General features: G+C 72.1%; 5 protein-coding genes. 3 read left to right on the top strand and 2 right to left on the bottom strand.

The features are described from left to right. Window positions 1–139: 139 nt before the first annotated feature. On the top strand, window positions 140–1,141 hold the full coding sequence (locus ABD194_RS19310) for a patatin-like phospholipase family protein (RefSeq protein WP_343994508.1): 1,002 nt from the start codon (window positions 140–142) through the stop codon (window positions 1,139–1,141). Next, window positions 1,128–1,925, top strand: a complete 798-nt coding sequence (locus tag ABD194_RS19305) for an arylamine N-acetyltransferase family protein (RefSeq protein ID WP_343994506.1) — start codon at window positions 1,128–1,130, stop codon at window positions 1,923–1,925. The genes ABD194_RS19310 and ABD194_RS19305 overlap by 14 nt, the downstream gene beginning before the upstream one ends. A gap of 12 nt (window positions 1,926–1,937) precedes the next feature. Here the strand turns inward: ABD194_RS19305 and ABD194_RS19300 are convergent, their stop codons facing one another. Then, window positions 1,938–2,348, bottom strand: coding sequence for a VOC family protein (locus ABD194_RS19300; protein ID WP_343994504.1), 411 nt, complete (start codon window positions 2,346–2,348; stop codon window positions 1,938–1,940). A gap of 448 nt (window positions 2,349–2,796) precedes the next feature. Between ABD194_RS19300 and ABD194_RS19295 the strand changes: the two genes are divergently transcribed. Next, a complete protein-coding gene (locus tag ABD194_RS19295) occupies window positions 2,797–3,435 on the top strand; it encodes a hemerythrin domain-containing protein (RefSeq protein ID WP_343994502.1) in 639 nt (212 codons plus the stop codon). Window positions 3,436–3,512: 77 nt separating this feature from the next. On the opposite strand, the gene ABD194_RS19290 is transcribed toward ABD194_RS19295, so the two are convergent. Next, a partial coding sequence (locus ABD194_RS19290; RefSeq protein WP_343994499.1) for an inositol monophosphatase family protein occupies window positions 3,513–4,159 on the bottom strand: 647 nt, incomplete at its 5' end.

Raw genomic sequence — 4,159 nt, 5'->3', positions numbered from 1 at the left:
GCCGAAGGTCGCCTTCCGCTTCACGGTGGAGGACGACCGGGTCACCGGCATCGAGATGGTCTCGGACCGCGCCCGGCTCGACGCCATGGAGATCTGGTACCTGACGTCCTGAAAGCGTCGCCCCGCTATGGTCGAAGGCGTGGCAGGCGGGATGCGGGCAGCGGTCGTCCTCGGCTCGGGCGGTGCCCGCGGCTACGCCCACATCGGCGCCCTCGAGGTCCTCGCCGAGCGCGGGTTCGAGGTGGTGGCGATCGCCGGCACCTCGATGGGCGCCCTCGTCGGGGGCGTCGCCGCGGCGGGCAAGCTCGACGCCTACACCGAGTGGGCCCGGCGGCTGACCCAGCGCGAGGTCTGGCGGCTGCTCGACCTCGGTCTGCCCGCGCAGGGCGGCGCCATCCGCGCCGAGCGGATCATCGCGAAGGTGGGCGAGATCCTCGACGGTGCCACGATCGAGAACCTGCCGATCCCCTACACGGCGGTCGCCACCGACATCAACGCCCGCCGTGAGGTGTGGCTGCAGCACGGGCCCGTCGACCACGCCATCCGTGCCTCGATCGCGATCCCCGGCGTCATCACCCCCGCCGTCATCAACGGGCGGGTGCTCGTCGACGGCGGGCTCATCAACCCCATCCCGATCGAGCCGACGGCCGCCGCGTCCGCCGACGTGACCATCGCGGTGTCGCTGTCGGGGATGCGGGCGAGCCTCGGCCCGAGGACGCCGGTCAAGGAGTCGTCGGAGCAGCGGCCGCACGAGGAGTGGACCTCGCGCCTGCGGCGCAGTGCGACCGAGGTGCTCGAGTCGGAGCGGGTCAGGGCGCTCACCAGCCGTTTCGGCACGCACGGCCGCGACCTCGACGCGGAGGCGACGCTGCCTCCGTCGGCGCTGGACGCGCTGCCGCAGACGCCCACCGAGGCGCTGCTCACCCGCGGCGCCGACCTCGGCCTGGTGGACCTGCTCAACATGTCCTTCGACACCATGTCGGCGCTGATCTCGCGCTACCGGATGGCGAGCAACCCGCCCGACGTGCTGGTCACCGTTCCGTCCAACGCGGTGCGCACCCTCGACTTCCACCGGGCCGCCGAGATGATCGAGCTCGGCCGCGACCTGACCGACGAGGCACTGCGCCGTGCCGGCTACTGAGGCGCTCGACGCCTCCGAAGCCGCCGCGTACCTCACGCGCATCGGGGTGGGCGTCGCTCAGGCGCCGAGCCTCGAGGCCCTCGCGTCGCTGCACGAGGCGCACCTGCTCGCCGTGCCGTTCGAGAACCTCGACATCTCGCTCGGCCGCCCGATCCGCCTCGACCGGGATGCCCTGTTCGCGAAGGTGGTCGGTGCGCGGCGCGGTGGCTACTGCTACGAGCTGAACGGCCTCTTCGCGCTGCTGCTGCGCCACCTCGGGTATGCCGTGGCGCTGGTCTCCGCACGCGTGGCCACCGCGGCCGGCGGGCTCACCGACGAGTTCGACCACGTCGCCCTGATCGTCTCGGGTGGCAGTCTCGACGGACCGGTGCTCGCCGACGTGGGGTTCGGCGAGGGCTTCATCAGCCCACTGCCGCTGCTCGACGGCTTCGAGCGAGGCGAGAGGGGCAAGGCGGTGGGGCTGGTGAAGCGGGGCGGAACGTGGGCCTACCGCGAGCGCCGGAAGGGCGAGCAGTGGCGCGACTGCTTCGTCTTCACGACGACGCCCCACCCTCTCGACGACTTCGCCGAGCGCAACGAGTGGCAGCAGAGCTCGCCCGAGAGCCACTTCACCCGGTCTCGGGTTGCGTCGCTGCTCACGCCTGCCGGGCGGGTCACGCTGAGCGGCAGCCGCCTCATCACGACGACGAACGGCATCCGCGAGGAGACCGAGCTGCCTGACGAGCACGGGGTGCGCGCGGCACTCGCCGACCACTTCGGCATCGTGCTGCCCCGAGCGGCGTGATGCTCCGGGGACTCAGTCCCAGGCGTCCTTGGTGGGGCGGCACAGGCAGAACGGATGCCCCGCCGGGTCGGCGTAGACCCGGAAGCCGCGCTCCGGCTTGGGCCGTGGCGGGTCGACCGGGTCCAGGGCGGAGCCACCCAGCTGCAGGACGCGCTCGTGCGCGGTCGCGATGTCGGCGACCGTGAAGTCGAGGTGGGCCTGCTGCTGGCCCCGCGGCCAGTCGGGCGAGGTGTGGTCGGGCGCGAGCTGGGTGGCGATGCGCGGCCCGTCCCAGACGACGTCGAACCAGTCGCCGTCGGGGTCGGCCTTCACGGATCCCCCGAGCAGCTCGGCGTAGAAGGTGGCGACGCCGGCCGGGTCGGCGCAGTCGAGCGCGACGCAGTCCCAGCCGATCGTCGAGGCAGTGCCCTCAGGAGTGCTCATGCTCCAACTCAATCATCCCGGGCCGACAGGGCAGCGGGACTCAACCGCACGAGCTGACCGCTCGGGGCCTGTGCATTGGGTCGTCAGGTGACCCAGGCGGACGGGCTGGGCGCGCTCGGGGCGTCCCGGGGACTGTGCGTTGGGTCGCCAGGTGACCCAATCGCACGAACTGGCCGCGTGCGTCACTGGATGACCCAACGCACAGCGTCCGGGCCGGCCGCCCCGGTTCCGGGGGCTCGTGCGTGGGGTCGCCGGGCGACCCAGTGGCACGACTGGCGCGGCTGGGTCACCGGATGACCCAACGCACAGCGGCCGGGCTGCGAGTGCGTCACGGCTCGGGTGGGGCCACGGCCAGGTCGCAACCGAGGGCTGCCCCACCCCCGTGATGCTGCGCGGGTATGGGGCACCGTGAATCCAACTTCCCGCCGGACGACAGCAAGGACCACCTGTGGACATCACCGACGTCATCCTTCGCCAGCACGACGAGCAGCGGCGCATGTTCGCCATGCTCGAGGAGTGGCCCCGCGACGACCGCGAGGGCCTGGCCGCCGTGTGGAAGCGGCTCGAGATCCTCCTGGAGGTGCACGCCGAGGCGGAGGAGCGCTACTTCTACCCCGAGCTGCTGCGCGTTGGCACGGGTGGCGCGGACGCCGAGTCCGTCGACGAGGAGGTCGAGGACGCCGTCAAGGACCACAACGACATCCGCGACGCCGTGCGCCGCGTCGCGGACGCCGAGATCGGGTCCGACGAGTGGTGGACCGCCGTCGTCGACGCCAACGTGCACAACAGCGACCACATGGGCGAGGAGGAGCGCCAGGATCTCGCCGACTTCCGCCAGCGCGCGAGCCTGCAGCTGCGCCACGAGATCGCGGTCCAGTTCCTGCGCTACGAGGCCGTCCGCTGGGCCGAGGGCATCACCCCGCGCGACAAGGACCCGGAGGACTACGTCGAGGAGCAGAAGACCGACGAGCCCTCGGGCGTCGCGGAGAAGGCGGCCCGGGAGGCCGAGGAGGCCGTCACGACCGGGGCCGTCACCTCCGAGCCGTCACTGACGGCCTCCGACGAGGCGAGCGAGGACAAGGACTGACCCTCCGGCATCAGCGCCCACTCGACGTGTGGAAGTAGCTCACTCGACGTGTCGTCGACTCGAGTGGGCCCTGTCGCTCAGGACGGCTCGGCGCCCGAGGCGAGCACACGGCATACGTCGTCGTATGCCGTGGGGCTGCCCGCCGCGACGAGGCCCGGCGGCTTCGTGTCCCGCGGGCTGTAGACCTCGCCCGTGGTCGTCCCCAGCATCCCGCCGGCCTCGGTGAGCAGGAGCGAGCCGGGCACGTGGTCCCAGGGCGCGCCGGAGCCGTAGAGGACGTAGTCGGCCTCGCCCTCGACGATCTTGGGGTAGTCGATGCCGCACGACACCCACGTCAGCTCCATCGCCGGCAGGCCGTCCAGCGCCTTGCCGACCCACTTGCGACGGGAGGTGCGACCGCGCAGTGGCGCATCCCCGCGCTCGGGGATCGTGAGGCGGTGCGTGCCCTCGGCGTCGTGCCGCCACGTCCCCGAGCCACGCTCGGCGACGTAGCCGAGACGGTGCTGCGGCTGCCAGATCCACGCGCGGACGGCCTGTCCGCCGAGCGTCTCAGCGACCATGACCGCGTGGTCCTTGGAGCCGTGGACGAAGTTCTTGGTGCCGTCGACGGGGTCGACGGTGAAGGCGTGGTCGGCGGCGGCATACCGCTGCATGAGCTCGTGGTCACCGGCGAAGGTCTCCTCGCCGAGGATGACGGCCTCGGGGTAGGCGGCGACGAGGGCGT

It is taken from the genome of Terrabacter terrae (genome assembly GCF_039529575.1).
In the GTDB taxonomy this organism is placed as follows: domain Bacteria; phylum Actinomycetota; class Actinomycetes; order Actinomycetales; family Dermatophilaceae; genus Terrabacter; species Terrabacter terrae.
The sequence above is the reverse complement of the archived record's forward strand: the minus strand, read 5'-3'. Positions and strand labels throughout refer to the sequence as shown.

Coding starts and splice junctions, on each gene's coding strand:
- ABD194_RS19300 (WP_343994504.1), bottom strand. CDS start 2,348: ATGAGCACTCCTGAGGGCACTGCCTCGACGATCGGCTGGGACTGCGTC.